The sequence below is a fragment of the Nocardiopsis eucommiae genome, from assembly GCF_965344335.1.
Lineage (GTDB): Bacteria > Actinomycetota > Actinomycetes > Streptosporangiales > Streptosporangiaceae > Nocardiopsis > Nocardiopsis eucommiae.
The window spans coordinates 221,266-238,817 of sequence record NZ_CBDRIY010000001.1; the positions used below are offsets into that span (position 1 = coordinate 221,266).

Here is a 17,552-nt window from a genome sequence, read left to right on the forward strand (position 1 = left end):
CCGCACCGGAACGTACGTCGAAGGAGGAAGCCATGCGTTTGCCCGAAGAGGTCCCACCCGCCGAGTGGAACAAGGCGCACGAGGAGTTGCTGGCCAAGGAGAAGGAGCTGACCCGGGTCCAGGACCGGCTCGCGGCCGAGCGTCGGAGGCAGCCCGCGGTCCGGATGTCCGAGGAGTACGTGTTCACGGGAGGTAGCGGGGAGTTCTCCCTGGCGGACCTGTTCGAGGGGCGCCGTCAGCTGATCGTGTACCACTTCATGCTCCCGCCCGGTGCGGAGCACCAGTGTGAGGGCTGTTCCATGTTCGTGGACAACCTGGGCGAGCCGGAGCACCTCAACGCCCGGGACACCACGTTGGCCGTGGTCTCGCGGGCCCCGTACCCGGAGATCGCGGCCGTGCGTGAGCGGATGGGGTGGACGGTGCCCTGGTACTCGTCCTTCGGGAGCGGGTTCAACGAGGACATGGGGGTGACTGTGGACGGTGGTGAGAACTTCGGGCTGAGCGTGTTCATCCGGGACGAGGACGCCGTGTACCGGACCTACTTCACCCAGGGCCGGGGCGTGGAGAAGCTGGGCACCAGCTGGAGCCTCCTCGACCTGACCCCGCTGGGCCGACAGGAACTCTGGGAGGACAGCCCCGAGGGCGTCCCGCAGAGCGCGCCGTACGCGTGGTGGCGCCTGCGCGACGAGTACGGGAGCTGAGCCGTCATGGTCGACAACACCTCCGCTCCCGAGGGGACCGCACCCCGCGCGCACGCCCGGGAGTGGATCGCGCTCGCGGTCCTCGCCCTACCGACGCTGTTGCTGTCCATCGATCTGAGCATCCTCCTGCTGGCGCTGCCACACCTGACAGCGGATCTGGGTGCCAGCGGCGTTCAGCTCCTGTGGATCACCGACATCTACGGTTTCATGGTCGCCGGGTTCCTGCTGATCATGGGAACGCTCGGCGACCGCATCGGCTGTCGCAGACTCCTACTCGTCGGCGCCGTCGTCTTCGCCGCCGCCTCGGTCGCCGCGGCCTTCTCCACCAGTGCCTGGATGCTCATCTTCACCAGAGCGCTGCTCGGTATCGCGGGCGCGAGCCTGATGCCCTGCACGCTGGCACTGGTCCGCACGATCTTCCAGGACGCGCGCCAGAGGAGTGTCGCGGTCGCCGTCTGGATGAGTTGTTTCATGGTCGGGTTCGCGGTGGGACCGATCGTGGGGGGTCTGCTCCTCCAGTACTTCTGGTGGGGATCGGTCTTCCTTGCCGGGGTACCGGTCATGGTGCTGCTCCTGGCGGTCGGGCCCTTCCTGCTGCCGGAGACCCCGGCCAGGGGCACGGCCCGGTTGGACCTGCCCAGCACCGCTCTGATCCTGGCCAGCGTGCTTCCGGTCATCTACGGGCTGAAGGAGATCGCCTCCGGCGACTTCGGGGCGATCCCGCTGGGGTCCGTGGCGTTCGGTGCGGTCATGGGCGTGCTGTTCACGGTGCGTCAGCAGAGACTGGCCGAGCCGTTGCTGGACCTGTCCCTGTTCCGGAACCGGTCCTTCAGCGCGGCCCTGGTCGGCATCCTGATGGCGACTTTCACCGTCGCGGGGGTGTCCCTGTTCGTCACCCAGTACCTCCAGCTGGTCGCCGGGATGTCCCCGCTGACCGCCGGGCTGTGGTTGCTGCCCGCCGCCGGCGGCATGATCCTCGGATCCATGTCGGCGCCCGTGCTGATCGAGTGGATACGACCGGCCTACGTCATCGCCGCCGGCATGCTCTTCGGGGCCGTCGGTTGCCTGCTCCTGGCCACGGTGGGGCCCTCCGGCGGCCTCGGCCTGGTGGTGTTCGGCTATGCACTCGTCTACTTCGGGACGGGCCCCATGGGAGCCCTGGGGACCGATCTGGTCGTGAGTTCGGCGCCGGAGGAGAAGGCCGGAGCTGCGGCGGGGATGTCCGAGAGCAGTGGTGAGTTCGGCATCGCCCTGGGTATCGCCCTGCTCGGCAGTGTCGGTACCGCCGCCTACCAGAGCCAGATGTCGGGTACCCCCGGCGAAAGCTCGCTGGCGGGGGCCGTCGCGGCCGCCGAGTCCCTCCCGGCCGCCGAGGGCGGGGCGCTGCTGGACGCGGCGCGGGTGGCGTTCATGGACGGGCTGAACCTGGTCTCCATCGCGGGTGCGGCGCTCCTCGTCCTGTTCGCCCTGGTCGTCACCGTGGCACTGCGACACGTCCCGCCCGCGTCGTCCCAGGCCTCCACCGGGGGGAGCGGGGGCAAGGAGGAGGAGAGCGGGGACGCCCTGGCGGAGCCCTCCTGAGTCGGCGGGTGTCGGTCCCGGTTTCGGAGCGGACCGCACCAGGCGAGTGTCGGCCGCCCAGAGTGTGAGCAGGGCGGCCGACATACGTGTGGGGACCGCCGACCAAGGGTCGGCGGTCCCGAGGCGCGAGGGCTCGGCTCGGAGGGTCAGCCCGTCGGCGCCCCACTGACGCCCCGGACCAGGTCCGCGGCGCGCTCCGCGATCGTGATCGTCGCCGCGTTGGGGTTGCCACGCACCAGGGTCGGCATGACCGAGGCGTCGGCGACACGCAGTCCCTCCACCCCCCTGACCCGCAGTTCGGAGTCGACGACACTGCCCATCGCGCAGGTGGAGGACGGGTGGAAGATCGAGTGGGCGTACATGCGCACGAAGTCCCGCAGGTCGTCCGTGGATTCCGAGGCGGGCACCCTGTAGGGCGTCTTCGTGTAGTCCCGCAGGGCGTCCTGACGGGCGATCTCCAAACCCATGCGCAGCGCCTCGACCGCCGAGTCCACGTCCTCCGGCGTGCCCAGGTAGTTGTGCACGATTCGTGGCTTGGCTGTGGGGACGTCGCTGGCCAGCTCCACGCGCCCCCGGCTCGTCGGGGTGAGCATGGACGGCCCGAACGACAGCGCGTGTCCGGTCGGCGCCGCCAGGCCGCTGTCAGCGAACATGACGGGTGCGGTCAGGAACTCCACGTCGGGGGCGGGCAGGTCCGGGCGCGTGCGCACGAAGCCGCCGACCTCCGGACCGTTGGACGTCATCGGGCCGGACCTGTCCTCCTGGAACCGCCGTGCGTTCTCCGCGGAACCGGCCGTGAGGAGGCTGATCGGATGGTCGTGGGTGTAGACGAGGGGAAGCAGCAGGTGGTCCTGGAGCTCCGCACCGACGCCGGGCAGGTCGGCGACCACTCCGATGCCCAGCGGCAGCAGGGCGTCGGCGGGTCCCACCCCGGAGAGCATGAGCAGCTGGGGTGAGTTGTAGGCCCCGCCGCACAGCACGACCTCGCGTTCGGCGCGGACCACCTCCTCACCCGAAGCGCCGCCCACCACGACCCCCGTCGCCCGGCCCTCCTCGATGAGGACTCGGTGGACGTTGGTATCCGTTCGTACGGTGAGGTTGGGACGGGCCGCCGCCGGACGCAGATAGGCGGTGGCGGTACTGGCCCGCATCCCGTCCTTCTGGGTGACCTGGAAGAAGCCGAAGCCGTCCTGCGCCTCTCCGTTGAAGTCGTCGTTGGTCGGGTGGCCCGCCTGCCCCGCGGCTTCGAGGAAGGCCGTGGACATCGGATTGCGGGAACGGTTCTCGGAGACGGAGAGCGGCCCGCCGGTCGCGTGGAACCGCGAGGCCCCGCGCTCGTTGTCCTCGGCGCGGAGGAAGTAGGGAAGGAGGTCCTCGAAGGTCCACCCGGCCTGGCCCCAGCCGTCGAAGTCGACGCGGTTCCCACGGACGTAGATCATCGTGTTGATGGAGCTCGTCCCGCCGAGGACGCGCCCCCTTGGAAGGTAGACCTTCCGGCGCCCGAGGTGGGGCTCCTCGTGCGTGTGGTAGTCCCAGTCCAGTTCGGTCCGGAACAGATGGCCGAAGGTGGAGGGAACGTGGATCCTCTCGAAGGTGTCCGCGGGACCCGCCTCGATGAGGCACACGTTGGTGTCGGGGTCCTCGCTCAGGCGCGCGGCCAGTACACAGCCAGCCGAGCCCGCTCCCACGATCACGTAGTCGAACAAGGTCGTACCGCCCTTTCCGGGGGAGTGCTCGTCGTCAGACGTAGAGGGTGTTGGGTTCGAGTCCGGAGAGCACCCTTCCGTAGAGCTCGAAGCCGGTCTCGGGGTACATCAGGGCGTGCAGGTTGAGGGCCGTGACGTCCCGTACGATCCGCTGCATGGGAAGGTCCGTGTAGACGGACCGCCCCCCGCTCGCCTCGCCGAGCATGGTGACCGTCTCCTTGGCCAGCTTGCACACGGCGGCCACGTCAACCCGGCAGCGAGCTCTCTCCAGCAGGGACCACTCCTCTCCCAGAGCGCCCTTGACGTCGAGCAGCCGGGCCGTGCGCTCACCGTGGAACCGTGCCCGGTCGGTGCGCAGCGAAGCCTCCGCCACCTGGAGGTGCGTGATCGGAGCGTCGATCTGTCGTGAGTAGTCCGTGTAGGTGATCCCACGTTCACCGGCGCGCTCCAGGAAGAGCTCCAGCGCGGCTTCGGCCAGGCCGGTCGGTGTACCCACCGACGCGGCGGCGGCGACGGCCAACAACGGCGCCCTGTACATCGGGAGCTCGCGATTGGCCTCGGAAGCGCTTTCCCCACTCAGGACGGACATGAGGGGGACGACCCGCTCAGAGGGGACGAAGACGTCCTCGGCCACCGTGCTGACGCTTCCCGAGCCGCGGAGCCCGACCGCGTGCCAGTCATCGACGGTTCGCAGGTCCGACAAGGGGACCAGGGCCACCACGGGATAGCGGTCCGCGCCGTCGGGTGTCGGAGCCAGCGCGATGATCTCCTGCCAGTGGCTGTTGGGGGCGCCACTGATGAACCCCCAACGGCCGTTGACGGTGAACCCCCCCTTCGTGGGCTCCGCCATGGCGCTGGGGCTGAGGGTGCCGCAGACCCGCCCGCCGTGGGTGGAGAACACCTCCTCCTGCACATGGTCGGGGAACATGCCGACCATCCAGGTGGGAATCCACGAGACGGAGGCGGTCCACGCGGTGGCGCCGTCCGCGTTCGCCAGCGCGGCCGCCACCTCCGACATGGTCAGGGCGTCGGACTCGAAGCCGCCGTACCTGGTCGGTACACGCATGTGGAAGACACCGGCGTCATCGAGGGCCTCGACGACCTCGTCGTGCAGCCTCCTGTTCTCCTCCTGCCATGGCGCGTGCCTGCGCACGAGGGGTTGTACGGCCCGTGCGCGTTTGACGAGCTCTTCTCGGTTCGGGGCGTTCTGCACCGTCTGCTCCTTCCGGCTCTGGACCCGGGCACTCCTGCACGTTCGTCCGTGCGCGGGCCGGGCTCCTCGGAGAATCGCACTTTCCGCCAGAGTGGAACGACTTCTCGGTTGCGGCTTTTCGTCTGCTCATTTCCATTCCCTGAATCAGCACAATCCAGGAGATGTTCGGTTTCTGTTTCGAGGAGAAAATGAAGGAACGGAAACGCCGGTCACTCAGGACGGGGCGCGGCGGATCCGGACCAGAGCGAAACGATCATGGAGGTACCTGTGTCGACGAAGGCACCCACCAAGTCCGCGGGCCCGGACGACTACTACGGCTCCTTCACCTCCGACCGCGAGAAGGAGGTCCTCGGCGTTCCCCTCAAGCTGGTCGCCGCTTGGAAGGAGAACGACGGGGACAAGGTCGCCGACACCTTCACCGAGGACGGCGTCATGATCCTGCCCGGCGACGTTTACAAGAAGAACCGCGAGGAGATCCGCGCGTTCATGACCGCGGCCTACGCGGGGCCGTTCAAGGGGACCGGGGTGACGGGCAAACCCGTGGACGTGCGTTTCGCCGCGGACGACGTGGCCCTGCTGCGCACCCACGGTGGCATCCTCGCGCCCGGCAAGACCGAGATCGACCCCGAGCTGGCCGTCCGCTCGACGTGGGTCCTGGTCCGCAGGGACGGGCAGTGGAAGCTCGCCGCCTACCAGAACAGCCCCCGTGGAGAGGGCGCCACCCTTCGCTGGTGACCCCGCCCGAGCTCCGAATCGACCAACCGTGGAGTCCGGCCGAGCGGCCGGGAGAGGAGAACACCGATGGCCAACGACGCCGCCTCGCTCGTCGCCCAGGCGAAGGAGTGGGCTGGAAGTTACGGACCCTTCCCCAACGGTGAGGAGGGAGCCGCCCTGAGCGCGGTCCTGCGTGCCCGGGCGTCCTGGGAGGCCGGGGACGGGGACGCGCTGGCCGATGTCTTCGTCGAGAACGGCAGCCTGCTCCTGGGGGACGACCAGTACACGAGCCGTGAGGAGATCCGTGAGGCGATGACCGGCGCGCTGACCGGATCCTTCAAGGGCACGCGCCTGGTTGAGAGCCCCATCGACATGCGCTTCCTCGACGAGGGGACGGCGGTCGTCGTCACTGAGGGAGGGGTCGCCAAGGAGGGTGAGGAGTCTCCTGCGGCCGAGTACCGAACGAGGACGGTGTGGATCTCCGTGCGCAGGGACGGGGAGTGGAAGCTGTTCTCCTACCAGTCCAGCCCCGTGGCCTGACGGGCTGGCCCTTCGGTTTCGCCGCCGGAGGGGAGGGGGCGGTCCTGGGGACCGCCCCCTCCTTCGTTGTGGGTCCGGCCGGTCACCCGGACCGGGGATCCTCGCCAGAAGGAGAAAACAGAGGTGGGCCCGTGTCTCCCCGACACGGGCCCACCTCCGCCTCTACAAGCAGTCCCGGACGGCCTTGAGCACGGCTTCGTGGTCGGCTGGTCCGTCCGAGGCGGCCACGTACTGGACATGCCTTACCGTGTCCTCGGCGTCCACCACGAACAGGGCACGGGAGAGCAGGCGGAGCTCCTTGACCGCCACACCGTACGCCCGGCCGAAGGACAGTTCCCGGTGGTCGGAGGCGATGATTCCCTCCAGCCCCGAGGCCCCGCACCAACGCCGCTGGGCGAAGGGCAGATCGACGGAGAGGGTCAGCAGCTCCGCTCCTGGCAGCGCCGCGATCTCGCTACCGAGGACGCGGGTCTGCCGGTCGCAGACCGGAGTGTCCACCGACGGCACCGAGCACAGCACCCGAACGGTCTCCGGAGCCCAGGAGAGCCCGACCGTCCCCATGTCCGGGTCCACCGCGGTGAAGTCAGGTGCTCGGTCGCCCACATTCAAAGTTTCGCCCAGCAGCGTCATGGGACGCCCCTGAAAGGTGGTCCCCCCGGGGCGCTCGTTCATGGTGTCCAAGGTTCGTCTCCTCGCTCTGCGTGTTGTCGCGCTGATCGGCCCGGAGGCGCTACTCGGCACCCGTGTCCGGTCGTTCCAACCACTGGGGCGCGGACCGAGCCCACGTGATGGTGCGCTCCAGTCCGACGCGCAGCGGGGTGCGGCACCGCCAGCCCAGGAGCTCACGCGCCTTTCGGGTGTCGGGGATCCGCCGACCCAGGTCCTCGTACTCCGCTCCCAGGCCCGAGCCGGTGTCCACGTCGCGTATCGGTACGGTCCCTCCGGTGAGCTCGCGGATCAGGCCGGCGACCTCGGCGACGGTGGTCTCGCGGTCGCTGCCGACGTTGAAGGCCTCCCCGAGTGCGGCCGGGGAGGTCCCCGCGGTGAGGGTCGCCTCCACGGCGTCCCCGACGAAGGTCATGCACCTGGTCTGACGGCCACCGTCGTACACGGTCAGGGGAAGCCCGTTCAGGGCCCGGTGCACCAGACGGCTCACAAGGTAGGCGGGTCGCTGGCCCGGTCCGAACGCGTTGAAGTAGCGCACGATCGACACGGGTAGACCCCGCTGGGAGGCGAAACCGAACGCCAGGTGCTCCGCCAGTGCCTTGCTCGTGCCGTAACTCCATCGCGCCCGTGAGGTCGACCCGAGCACCCTGTCGTCGTCCTCCGCCCACGGCACGGCCGGGTTCTTCCCGAAGACCTCGCTGGTGCTCGCCACCACGACGCGGGACTCCGCGCGGGCCGCGGCCTCCAGGACGTTGCGGGTACCGGTGAAGTTGATGTCAATGACGTCCAGGGGCCGGGCCAGGTACTGGTCCACCCCCACCACGGCCGCCAGGTGGTAGACCACGTCCACGTCCCGGCGGATCGCCCGTGCCACGTGGTCCGGGTTCCGCACGTCCCCGTGGATCCGGGCCGCCCCGGCGGTCCCCGGCGGGGGCGCCGCGCCCGTGGACTGGTCGAGGACCGTGACCGCGCACCCCTGTTCCAGAAGGCGGGCCACCAGGTGACGGCCGACGAAGCCGTCGCCGCCCGTGACCACTGCGTGCGTTCGTGTGGACATGTCTACCTCCCGATACCGCGGTACACGAAGCCCGAGGCGCGCAGCCGTTCCACGTATTCCGGGGCCAGGTGCGCGCGTCCGTCGAAGAACAGGCAGGGCCGGGGAACCGGCAGGTCCGCGAGGTCGGTGGCCGCCATCTCCTGGTGGTAGGCCAGGACCGCCACACAGTCGACGTCGGCCACCGCCGCCTCCAGGGAGGGGGCGAGCTCACGGCCGAACACCCTGAGCGCCTCCCCGGTGTCGACGAGCGGATCGAACAGGACCACCTGGCAACCCGCCTTCTCCAGGTGAGTGACGAACGGAAGAGCGGGCGTCTCCCGGAGATCCCCCGTGTCGTTCTTGAAGGCGAGGCCGAGGACGGCGATCCGGCTCCCCTCCCGGCGGTGCCCCATACGCTCCAGTTCGGCCAACACGGTGCTCGCGGCGTAGTCGGGCATCGCGTCGTTGGCCTCCCGTCCCGCTGCGGGTGTGCGCAGGTCCAGGCCTCGCTCACGGGCGGAGTGCCACACCATCCAGGGGTCCTTCGTCAGGCACGAGCCGCCCACGCCCACGCTCGGAGTGAGCACGTTGATGGTGCCGGACCCCTTGGGTACGGTGTTCGCGGCGGGGATGACCTCGTGGGCGTCCACTCCGAAGAGCGCGCAGTACCGGGCCAGTTCGTTGGCCATCGCGATGTTGAGGTCGATCCACCAGTTGTCGGCGAGCTTGACGATCTCGGCGGCCTCCGGAGAGGCGACGGTGATGACCTCGACCCCCAGGGCTCCGCTCCAGAACTCGGCGGCGGCACGCGTGCTCTCCGAGTCCAGACCGCCGACGACCATCGGCAGTTCTCCGAGTTCCCTGATCGCCGTGCCCTCGGCGAGGCGCTCCGGGGCGAAGGCCAGTCCGAAGTGTTCGCCCGCGACCAGTCCGGACCCCTCCAGGCTGGCGCGTACCCGTCCCGACGTGGTGCCCGGGGGGACGGTGCTCTTCACGATCACCAGCTGTCCCCGTCTGAGGTGGCGGCTGAGTTCCTCGCAGGCGGTGGCGAGTTGGTCCACGGCCAGCGAACCGTCCTCCCGTACCGGCGTCCCCACGGTGATGAGAACGACGTCGGCCTGCCCGACCGCGCTCTGGTCGGGCAGGAAGCGCACGCGTCCCGCGTCCAGCCCTCGGGTCAGCCTCTCCGCGAGTCCCTCCTCATGGAACCGGCAGTGTCCGTTCGAGAGCTCGTTCACCAACGCCGTGTCGGTGTCGACGCCGATGACTTCGTGTCCCCGATCCGAGAGCACTCCGGTCAGGCACGAGCCGACGTAGCCGAGCCCGATCACCGCCACTGTGGGGGGCCGGTCAGGGGTGTTCCAACGCATGGTCTACCTCGTGTGTGGTGTGTGAGGAGCGCTCGTGCCGGAGATCGTGACTCCACCGGAGCGCCGAGGAAGGGTCAACGCTGTGAGGCGACGAACTCCTTGACCGAGGAGACGACGTAGTCGATCATCTCTTCGGTCAGGCCGGGATAGACCCCCAGGTGGAAGGTGCTCTGCATGACCTTGTCGCTGTTGACCAAGGGCTCCGCCAGGCGGCGTGGCCGGTTCGTGTAGGCGGGATGGCGCAGGAGGTTCCCGGCGAACAGGCGTCGGGTGCCGATCCTGCGGTCCTCCAGGAATCCGACCAGGTCGGAGGAGTCGAAGGGGGCGTCGTCGGTGACCGTGAGGACGAACCCGTACCAGCTCGGATCGCTGTCGGCGGTGGCCTCGGGCAGCAACAGGTGCGGCACCCCGTCCAGACCCTCGCGGAGCCGCGCCCAGTTGGCGCGTCGGGCCGCGCAGAAGTCGTCCATCTTGCCGAGCTGGGACAGACCGAGCGCCGCGGCGGTGTCGGTGGTCTTGAGGTTGTACCCCACGTGGGAGTAGATGTACTTGTGGTCGTAGCCCTCGGGGAGCTCGCCCATCCGCCAGTCGAACCTCTTGAAGCAGGTGTTGCTCTGCCCTGGAGGGCACCAGCAGTCGCGTCCCCAGTCCCGCAGGGACTCCACGATTCGTGACAGTGTCAGGTCGGAGGTCAGGACGCAGCCGCCCTCGCCCATGGTGAGGTGGTGCGCGGGGTAGAAGCTCACCGTGGCGAGATCTCCGAACGTTCCGGTGTAGCCACCCCGATAGCGCGACCCCAGCGCGTCGCAGTTGTCCTCGACCAGGAAGAGACCGTGCTCGGCGGCGATCCGAGCGATCTCCTCCACCTCATAGGGATTGCCCGCCGTGTGGGCGATCGCGATCGCCCTGGTGCGTGGACCGATCGCACGCTCGACTCGTTCGGCCGTGGTGTTGTACGTTCCGAGCTCGATGTCCACGTAGACCGGGACGAGCCCGTTCTGGAGGATCGGGTTCACCGTGGTGGGGAAGGCCGCGGCCACGGTCACCACCTCGTCACCCGGGACGAGCGCCCGCTCGCCGAGCTGGTGTGAGGTGAGCGCCGTGATCGCGAGGAGGTTGGCGGAGGAGCCGGAGTTGGTCAGGTGTGCCTTGCGTACGCCGATCCGGCGTGCCAGGGCCGACTCGAATTTGCGAGCGCTGGTCCCCGAGGCGATGCGCATGTCGAGCGCGGCCTCGACGAAGGCGGCCCTGTCATCGGCGTCCAACACCGCCCCGGACGGCCATATCTCCGTCTCTCCCGGGACGAACGCCCCGGTCTTCTCCTCCTGTCGGTGGTAGGCCCGAACGGCGTTGAGGATCTCGGTCTTCGTCTCGCTCATGACGGGGAGGTCCGTCCCTTCCATTCGTGTGCGTGCTGCCTCAGGCGCTCAGATCGATCCGTGCGTGGTCGCCGACGACGAGCCGGTGGGCGTCGGCGGGAGCCGACCGGGAGCGGATCGTGGAGTCCGCGCCGATCAGGCAGCCCCGCAGGGGAGCGGGGCCCGCCAAGCGGGTGCCGTCCAGGACGACGCTGTCGGCCACGTCCGCCCCCAGGAGCGAGCAGTTCCGTCCCAGCGACGTCCCCGGCCCCACAGCGGAGTCCTCCACCAGGGTTCCGGGGCCGATCGACGCCGGGCCGCTCACCGAGGAACGGATGATCCTGGCCCCGCGCCCGAGACGCACCGGTCCGGTGACCGTGCTCGACGCGTCGACACCCTCCACCGGCAGGGAGTCGGGAAGGAGGGCGAGGACGTGCCGGTTGGCTGTCAGCACGTCCTCCGGGCGGCCGACGTCGGCCCAGTAACCCGTGTACTCGCTGGCGGTCACGCCGTACCCTCGCTCCAGTAACCACTGCACCGCGTCGGTGATCTCCAGCTCCCCCCGCCGGCTGGGGACGACGGACCGGACGGCCTCGTGGATGGCGCGGGTGAAGAAGTAGACACCGATGATCGCCCGGTCCCCCACCGGTTCCGTGGGTTTCTCCACCAGGCGCCTCACCTTGCCGTCCTCACCGGTCTCCACGACCCCGAAGGCACTCGGGTCCGGGACCCGCTGAACCGCCACGTGGGCGTCCGAGCCCCGAGCACGGAACTCCTCGGCCAGTCCTCCGATCCCGTCCGGCAGGAGGTTGTCCCCCAGGAACAGGACGAAGTCCTCCTCCCCGAGGAATTCCCGTGCCGTTCGCACGCAGTCGGCGAGGCCCCGGGGCCGTTCCTGGTGGACGTAGGTGATGCGCACCCCCAAGGCGGAGCCGTCCCCGAGAGCGTGTCTGACCAGGTTGGTGCCGCCGCCGGTGACGACTCCGACCTCGTGCACGCCCAGGTCGCGCACGGTACGGACCGCGTGCTCCAGAACCGAACGCCCGGCGACCGGGACCAGCTGCTTGGGCCGTGTGTGGGAGATCGGGCGCATCCGCGACCCGGACCCACCCGCCAGGATCAGGGCTCTCACCGCGCGCTCCCCCCGTCGACCGGAGGACGCCCGGTGACCGCCGAGACCAGCTCACTGATCACGCGCCCGACGTCCTCGTCGGAGAGCCCCTGGTGCTGGGGGAGCAGGAGGGTCCGCTCCGCCGCTTCCTCCGCACCCGGTAGCCGGACGTCTCCGGCTCCGTAGGCGGGGACCCGGTGCAGGGGCGCGTAACGGAAGGTGGTGTAGACACCTCTGTCCAGCAGCTCGGCCGCCACCCGGTCCCGTTCCCCGGGTTCCAGACGCACCCAGTGGAAGTAGTGGGACGAGGTGTGTCCCTCCGGTACCGGAGGCGGGCCCTCCAGCCCCTCCACCCCCGAAAGCGCCCGGTCGTAGACGGAGGCGAGCTCGCGCCTGCGTCGGACGAACTCCGGTAGACGGCGCAGTTGCACGAGCCCGATCGCGGCTGTCAGGTCATTGCCCACCACCCGCCTGCCGAAGGCCTCCACATCCAGTTCCCACCATCTCCGGGCGACGGAGCGGGAGGCGCTCAGCCCGCTCTCGTGGCGCAGGCCGTGGTAGGCCAGTCTCCGGGCACGGTCCGCTTCGTCCGGGTCTCGCACCACGACCATCCCTCCGTCGCCGGTGCTGAGGACCTTCATGGCGTCGAAGCTCCACACCGCGACGTCGCCGAAGGTTCCGCAGGCGCGGTCACCGACTCGTGAGGCCACGGCGCACGCCGCGTCCTCCACGAGCCACACGCCGCGCGACCGACATGTCGTGGCGATCCCCTCCACGTCACCAGGCAGGCCTCCGTAGTGCAGGAGCACCACCGCCCGGGTACGGTCGGTCAACACCCGCTCCACGTCCTCGACGGAGGGATTGAGGGTGCGCGGGTCCACGTCGCAGAACACGACCTCGGCCCCCGCCGCACGGACGGCGTTCGCCGCGCCGACGAAGCTCACGCTCGGAAGTACGACCTCGTCCCCGGGACCCAGGCCGAGGAGCTCCACGGTCAGGAAGAGCCCCGACGTCGCCGAGTTGACGAACAGGACGGTGCGCGGATCGACCCCCAGGTGATCGGCGAACGCGGCCTCGAACGCGGCGGCTCGCTCGCCGAGCCCGGGCCAGGAGTCGGAGAACACCGCCTCGACGGCGGCGAGCTCCTCCCGGCCCAGGCTCGGTTGGAACACGTTGATCATGGGGTGCCCTTGTGCAGCGCGGCCAGTTCCTCCAGGGCCGAGACGACCGCCGGCGGCGCGGGGGACGCCAGGATCTCGGACCGGACCCGCGCGGCGCCCTTGTGGAAGGCCGGGTCCTTCAGCACCCGGCGCAGGCTCTCCCTGATGTCCTCCACGGTCTGCGTCCGATGGTCCAGCCGCAGGCCGGCCCCCCTGGAGGTGACGTATCCGGCGGTGATCGAGGACTCGACGTGTTTGGACGCCTCCATGCCCTCCCCCGCGGCGGCGGTCACACCGTGGTCGTCGTCGGAGTCCGTGATCAGCTGCGGGATCCCCAGAGCGGCGGCGGCCGCGAAGGTGCCGACGCCGCCATGGTGGATGATCGCGTTACAGGCGGGGAGGAGCTGGTTCAGCGGGAGGTAGTCCACGGTCCGGACGTTCGAGGGGATGTCCGAACCGTCCAGCTGGGTCGCGTCCAGGGTCGCGACCACGTCCACGTCCAGCCCGCCGAGTGCTTCCAGCAGCGCGGGAACGTGGCCCCAGCCCCCCTTGAGGAACATGCGCTGGGAAAGCCCCAGGGACAGGGCGATCCGCGGTCGGCCGGTCTCCTGGCGGAGCCACTCGGGCACGGGGGTCTGCCCGGCGTACGGAACCCATCTGACCGGAACGGCGGGCACCCCGGTGGGGAGCCGCATCGCCTCCGGAAGAGGGTCCAGGGTCCACTGCCCCAGGAGGAGGTCCTCGTCGACCTCGACCCCGTGGCGTCGAGCGCTCGGTGCGAGCGCGGCTGCCAGCGGCTCCTCCGCGGTGATGCCCGGGGCATCGGACCGCCGCGAGCGGACCAGGTTCCTGCTCCAGCCGAAGTAGTCCTGCCCCCAGAGCAGACGCGCGTGGGCGGCTCCGCTGGCCACCGCGGCCACGGCCCCGATCGGGAAGCACGGGTCCCAGAGGACCAGGTCCGGCTTCCAGTCCTTGGCGAAGGCGACCAGGTCGTCCACGGCGCGGAAGCGTTCCTCTTCGGCCGGTTCCACGGGGGAGAAGTCCCAGATGGACGGCAGCATGAAGTGAGTGAAGACGTCCCACGGGTCCCGTTCGCCACCGGTGGGCGCGAGGACCTCGGTGAGCTCGGCCAGTCGGCCCCGTTCCTCCGGGTAGGGGTTTCCCGGCCCCATGGGGATCATGTCCGGGCTCCCGACGGAGACGGCGGGAAGACCGACGGCGACGGTCGACGCCTGGAGGGTGTGGTGTGAGACGACGCGGACCTCGTGCCCGGCTGACTGGAGGGCCCAGGCGAGGGGAACGAGCGGGTACAGGTGGGCGGCGTTGGGCCAAAGACAGAAGACGACTCTCATGGATGTGTTCCAACTCGTCGAAGGGGTGTCAGGAGACGCGGCCTACGGCGCTCAGGAAGCGCCGGGTGGACTCGCCCGTCCCGGAGTCCGGGCGCCAGAGTCCCGGGGCCACCAGCCCCGGGCTCAGCAGCTCGAACCCGTCGAACAGGGAGCCGATCTCCTCCGGAGTCCGGTAGATCATCGGTGCCGGGGAATTGCGGTAGGTCTCCGTCATCAGGCGTTGCTCCTGTTCGGGGGACTCACCGGTGGACAGGTGGGACAGCGCCACGAACGAACCCGGGGCGAGCCGGGACCGGAAGCGGTCGATGAGGCCGTGCGGGTCCTCCTCGGGCCTGATGAAGTGGAAAACCGCGATGAACAGCAGTCCGACGGGCTGGGACAGGTCGATCAGCTCCCGTGTCACCGGGCTGTCCAAGATCGAGTCCGGGTCCCGCAGGTCCGCGGTGAGGATCCGGGCTCTGCCCTCCGAACCCGCCAACAACCGTTCGCCGTGGGAGGCCACGATCGGGTCGTTGTCCACGTAGAGGACACGGGCCTCCGGATCGATTCCGTGGGCCGCCTGGTGGGTGTTGTCGACGCTGGGCAGGCCCGCCCCGACGTCGATGAACTGGCGGATGCCGTGCTCGGCGGCAAGGTGGCGGACGACACGGCCCAGGAAGTTGCGGTTCTCCCACACCACCGAGCGGGTCAGGGTCGACCCCAGCCTCTCGATCACCTGGTCGGCGGCGGCCCTGTCGACGGGGAAGTTGTCGGTCCCGTGGAGGAAGTAGTCGTACATACGGGCCGGGGACGGCCGTTCGGGGGAGAACACACCGTCCTCCGTCGGGCTGTTCGTCGTCATCGTGCCTGCCTTTCCCTTCGACTGGAATGGTCGGTGGAGGTTCCGGTGGCCCTCACCGAATCGGGCTGCTCTGGTGGGACATCAGGCGCCAGCGCCCCGACCGGCGGACGATCACCCACACGGCGCGGATCTCCCGTTCGCGGGCCACGACCTCCTCGCCGTCGCGGACGATGCCCCCCTGGGTCACCACCAGGGCCGTGTCGGGGCCGAGGAAGCGCATCGCGAGTGGCCATCCGGCCACGTGGGCGCCGCGCAGAGGTCCGGCGAAGCCGTCCGCCATGAAGGCGTGAATCTCCTCGCGGTCCCTCAGTTCCTCGTCCTGGATGAGCAGGCTGCCGTCCGGGGTGAAGACGGAGGCGAAGAACTCGGCGTCGTTCGCCAGCCACGCGCCCTGGATCAACTGCGGAACGGTCAGCACTTCCCGCTCCTCGTCACTCGGGAAGTCGCGGAAGTACTTCGGATCCTCCCTGACGCCAGCCTCCGCCAGAATCCGCGCGGAGACGGCCTCATCGTTCTCAGATGGCACCCGGTGCCGAATCGTCGTTTCTCGGGGCATGGTCGTATTCCTCCTGAACCTGAGCGGCAACCGATTTGTGGGTGCGAGCTCATCGTCACGTTCCACCGGTATCGGATACGTCTTCTCGATTGCCCGACCGGTTAATTCCCGCGTGCATCGGTGACCGCAATTTCGGAGATGCGGAAGCGAAGGACCGGGTGCGAGATTCGGTTGAGGAGAGAAGCGGAGAATCCTTTTTCGCCAGAGGCACTTCCTGAGGGGACGAACACGATGCACGGACCAAGGAAGGGGACCGCGGTGGTGCTCGGCGCGAGTATCGCCGGGCTCTTCTCCGCCCATGTTCTCGCCCGCTCCCACTCACGGGTCGTTCTGGTGGACCGGGACGAGGTGGTGGGAGCGAAGCGGCCCCGGCGCGGGGTCCCCCAGGGACACCACGTGCACGGTCTGCTCGCGAGCGGTCAACTCATGGCGGAGGACCTGGTCCCCGGACTGACCCAGCAGATGCTCGACGCGGGAGTACCCATGGGCGACCTGGGAGGACAGCTGCGCTGGTCCTTCAACGGGCGGCGCCTGGCGTCCACCCGGACCGGTCTGGTGGTCGTCGGCGGGGACCGCGCGGTCCTCGAGGGCCACGTGCGCTCGCGGGTGGAGCACCTGCCCAACACCGAGTTCCGCCAGGCCACCGACATCGTGGCCCTGGTCCACGACGAGGCGCACGGCAGAGTCACCGGGGTCCGCGTCCAACCGCGAGGAGGTGGCTCCGAGGAGGTACTCTCCGCCGACCTCGTCGTCGACGCCACGGGCAGGGGCTCGCGAACCCCCGTCTGGCTGGAGTCGATGGGTTACGGGCGGGTCTCGTCGGACAGCGTCAAGATCGGACTGACCTACACCACCCGCCGTTTCCGACTGCGAAACGACGCTTTCGGCAACGACGTGTCCGTCAATCCCGTCGCCACGCCGCGTCACCCCCGGGGAGCCTTCCTGACCACCCTCGGTGGAGACCGGTGCGGCGTGTCCCTGACGGGCGTGCTCGGCGAGACCCCGCCCTCGGACCTGGCGGGCTTCCTGGAGTACACCCGTTCCCTGCCCGTGCCCGACGTGTACGAGGCGCTCCGGGACGCCGAGCCCCTGGGTGACGCAATCTCCTTCCGCTTCCCGGCCAGTGTGCGAAGGAGGTACGAACGACTACGCCGTCTGCCCACCGGGCTGGCGGTGGTGGGCGACGCGCTGTGTACCTTCAACCCCGTCTACGGCCAGGGCATGACCATGGCTGCGCTCCAGGCGCGGGTCCTCAGGGACCAGATCGGTGACGGGACCGAGTTCTCGCCCCGTTCCTACTTCAGGGCCGCCTCTCGGGCCCTGGAACCGGCCTGGTCGATCGCGGTCGGCGGAGACCTGGCCTTCCCCGAGGTCCAGGGCCGACGGACACCCCTGATCCGGTTCGTCAACGCCTACCTGGACCGCCTACGCCACGCGGCACACGACGATCCGAGGCTGGCCGAGGCCTTTCTCAGGGTGATCGGCCTGGTCGACGCACCCGAGCGGCTTCTCGCCCCCGGCGTCGCCCTGCGCGTCCTGCGGGGCACCTACGGAGGTTCCGGGGAACGTGCCGGGGCCCGGACGGGTGTCTCCAGGGCTGGATGAACCACGGGGGAGCGGACACCACCACTCCCCGCGACCGACGTC

16 protein-coding genes are annotated in these 17,552 nt (G+C 69.6%); 5 read left to right on the plus strand and 11 right to left on the minus strand.

All coding sequences use genetic code 11. The features are described 5' to 3' along the window. Positions 1–32 precede the first annotated feature (32 nt). Together ACRWK8_RS00940 and ACRWK8_RS00945 are read left to right on the plus strand one after the other, a co-directional pair. On the plus strand, positions 33–701 hold the full coding sequence (locus ACRWK8_RS00940; protein ID WP_378734800.1) for a DUF899 domain-containing protein: 669 nt from the start codon (positions 33–35) through the stop codon (positions 699–701). A gap of 6 nt (positions 702–707) precedes the next feature. Further along, complete coding sequence (locus ACRWK8_RS00945; protein WP_378734798.1) at positions 708–2,282, plus strand: MFS transporter; 1,575 nt, start codon at positions 708–710, stop codon at positions 2,280–2,282. Positions 2,283–2,428: 146 nt separating this feature from the next. Here the strand turns inward: ACRWK8_RS00945 and ACRWK8_RS00950 are convergent, their stop codons facing one another. Further along, positions 2,429–3,988: a GMC family oxidoreductase gene (locus tag ACRWK8_RS00950; protein ID WP_431867673.1), complete on the minus strand. Its 1,560-nt coding sequence runs from the start codon at positions 3,986–3,988 to the stop codon at positions 2,429–2,431. A gap of 34 nt (positions 3,989–4,022) precedes the next feature. After that, entirely contained in the window at positions 4,023–5,201 is a 1,179-nt protein-coding gene (locus tag ACRWK8_RS00955; RefSeq protein WP_378734794.1) for an acyl-CoA dehydrogenase family protein, read from the minus strand. A 267-nt stretch (positions 5,202–5,468) separates the two neighbouring features. Here ACRWK8_RS00955 and ACRWK8_RS00960 point away from each other — a divergent pair, with 267 nt between their 5' ends. Together ACRWK8_RS00960 and ACRWK8_RS00965 are read left to right on the plus strand one after the other, a co-directional pair. Further along, positions 5,469–5,936, plus strand: a complete 468-nt coding sequence (locus ACRWK8_RS00960; protein WP_378734792.1) for an SgcJ/EcaC family oxidoreductase — start codon at positions 5,469–5,471, stop codon at positions 5,934–5,936. Positions 5,937–6,002: 66 nt separating this feature from the next. Beyond that, the gene (locus ACRWK8_RS00965) at positions 6,003–6,455 is read left to right on the plus strand and encodes an SgcJ/EcaC family oxidoreductase (protein WP_378734790.1); all 453 of its coding nucleotides are present in this window, start codon (positions 6,003–6,005) and stop codon (positions 6,453–6,455) included. A gap of 162 nt (positions 6,456–6,617) precedes the next feature. Here the strand turns inward: ACRWK8_RS00965 and tpx are convergent, their stop codons facing one another. The 9 genes from tpx to ACRWK8_RS01010 form a co-directional block, all read right to left on the minus strand. Continuing rightward, positions 6,618–7,127, minus strand: coding sequence for a thiol peroxidase (gene tpx, locus ACRWK8_RS00970; RefSeq protein WP_431867817.1), 510 nt, complete (start codon positions 7,125–7,127; stop codon positions 6,618–6,620). 58 nt (positions 7,128–7,185) lie between these two features. Next, positions 7,186–8,178, minus strand: a complete 993-nt coding sequence (locus ACRWK8_RS00975) for an NAD-dependent epimerase/dehydratase family protein (RefSeq protein WP_378734787.1) — start codon at positions 8,176–8,178, stop codon at positions 7,186–7,188. Positions 8,179–8,180: 2 nt separating this feature from the next. Beyond that, positions 8,181–9,527: a nucleotide sugar dehydrogenase gene (locus ACRWK8_RS00980; protein WP_378734785.1), complete on the minus strand. Its 1,347-nt coding sequence runs from the start codon at positions 9,525–9,527 to the stop codon at positions 8,181–8,183. 74 nt (positions 9,528–9,601) lie between these two features. Further along, a complete protein-coding gene (gene rfbH, locus ACRWK8_RS00985) occupies positions 9,602–10,906 on the minus strand; it encodes a lipopolysaccharide biosynthesis protein RfbH (protein ID WP_378734783.1) in 1,305 nt (434 codons plus the stop codon). A 40-nt stretch (positions 10,907–10,946) separates the two neighbouring features. Beyond that, positions 10,947–12,017: a glucose-1-phosphate thymidylyltransferase gene (locus tag ACRWK8_RS00990; RefSeq protein WP_431867677.1), complete on the minus strand. Its 1,071-nt coding sequence runs from the start codon at positions 12,015–12,017 to the stop codon at positions 10,947–10,949. Continuing rightward, entirely contained in the window at positions 12,014–13,177 is a 1,164-nt protein-coding gene (locus tag ACRWK8_RS00995; RefSeq protein ID WP_378734777.1) for a DegT/DnrJ/EryC1/StrS aminotransferase family protein, read from the minus strand. The genes ACRWK8_RS00990 and ACRWK8_RS00995 overlap by 4 nt, the downstream gene beginning before the upstream one ends. After that, positions 13,174–14,508: a nucleotide disphospho-sugar-binding domain-containing protein gene (locus ACRWK8_RS01000; protein ID WP_431867680.1), complete on the minus strand. Its 1,335-nt coding sequence runs from the start codon at positions 14,506–14,508 to the stop codon at positions 13,174–13,176. Before ACRWK8_RS01000 ends, ACRWK8_RS00995 begins: the two co-directional genes overlap by 4 nt. A gap of 28 nt (positions 14,509–14,536) precedes the next feature. After that, the gene (locus tag ACRWK8_RS01005; protein WP_431867682.1) at positions 14,537–15,349 is read right to left on the minus strand and encodes an SAM-dependent methyltransferase; all 813 of its coding nucleotides are present in this window, start codon (positions 15,347–15,349) and stop codon (positions 14,537–14,539) included. Positions 15,350–15,401: 52 nt separating this feature from the next. Further along, a complete protein-coding gene (locus ACRWK8_RS01010) occupies positions 15,402–15,905 on the minus strand; it encodes an SgcJ/EcaC family oxidoreductase (RefSeq protein WP_431867684.1) in 504 nt (167 codons plus the stop codon). 261 nt (positions 15,906–16,166) lie between these two features. Between ACRWK8_RS01010 and ACRWK8_RS01015 the strand changes: the two genes are divergently transcribed. After that, on the plus strand, positions 16,167–17,510 hold the full coding sequence (locus tag ACRWK8_RS01015) for an NAD(P)/FAD-dependent oxidoreductase (RefSeq protein ID WP_431867686.1): 1,344 nt from the start codon (positions 16,167–16,169) through the stop codon (positions 17,508–17,510). Positions 17,511–17,552: the final 42 nt, after the last annotated feature.